This is a genomic window from Tepidiphilus sp. HLB4 (genome assembly GCF_054823945.1).
In genome coordinates, this window is record NZ_JSYB01000058.1 from 1 (window position 1) to 1,076 (window position 1,076).

Here is a 1,076-nt window from a genome sequence, read left to right on the forward strand (position 1 = left end):
GAGGGGGTGGGGGTTTTTCGAGGTACCCAAAGACTACTGGCGCAGCACCTTGCGGCCCGAAGAATGGCTACTGATCGAGTGGCCGCAAGGCCATGCCGAACCCGTGAAATACTTCCTGAGCACCCTGCCGCCCGACACACCCCTGGATCGTCTGGTGCATGTGACCAAGATGCGCTGGCGCATCGAGCGTGACTACCGGGAGCTCAAGCAGGAGTTTGGCTTGGGGCATTACGAAGGGCGCAACTGGCGCGGCTTTCACCACCACGCCACCCTTTGCATTGCTGCTTACGCATTCCTGCTGCATCAGCGCCTCGCGCACGGCAATAAAAAAAACGCCGCTCGAGCACAAGCACCTGGCCTACCCGAAGGTTTCGTCCCTCGCGGTAGCAAAAAGAGCGCAACGGCATGTGCCGGATTCGATTGCCTCACTGCGGCAGCTCATCGCAACACACATCGCAAGACAACTCATGCGATGTCCATGCTGCGGGGTAACCCGTCGCAATTTGTGACACAGTCAAATTAGAAACCTCTCGGTCGCAAGCGCGCACCATGCACGAATTGCCGCAGGCTCCCTTGTATTCGGCAGGAATGGTTAATCAGCGCCAACATTTGGCTGTCGCTCAGGCGCTTGCAATCAGGCTTGACGCCCCACTCTATGCCCGGTAGCCGCTGAAACTCTTCCCCCTTGCTCACAACGCTCACGCCTTACCCATCCTTGACGCGCTTGACCGCCAATTCCTTGCACTCCACGGCGTGAGCCTGGTGTTCGTCTTCGATGCGTCGCCATCCGGTCATGAGAAAGGCTCCTTGGCGCTCAAGGCGCGAGTCGTTCCTGGTGTCGGCCCAATCCGAGATAGGCCTCGATCACGCGCGCATCGGTGGCGAGCTCGTGGGCCGGCCCGTGCATGGTGATCTCGCCCATCTCGAGCACGTAGCCGTAGTCGGCCACCTGCAGCGCGGCACGGGCGTTCTGCTCCACCAGCAGGATGGAGACGCCGCGCTCGCGCAGCGCGGCGATGATGCGGAAAATCTCGCGCACGATGAGCGGGGCCAGCCCGAGCGAGGGTTCGTCGAGC

Annotated in this window: 1 protein-coding gene and 1 pseudogene; one reads left to right on the forward strand and one right to left on the reverse strand. The window is 61.2% G+C overall.

The window, feature by feature from the left end:
- A partial coding sequence (locus OA56_RS08950) for a transposase (RefSeq protein WP_461584774.1) occupies window positions 1-523 on the forward strand: 523 nt, incomplete at its 5' end.
- A gap of 291 nt (window positions 524-814) precedes the next feature.
- Here the strand turns inward: OA56_RS08950 and OA56_RS08955 are convergent.
- Window positions 815-1,076, reverse strand: a pseudogene (locus tag OA56_RS08955) (ABC transporter ATP-binding protein); the annotation flags it as partial.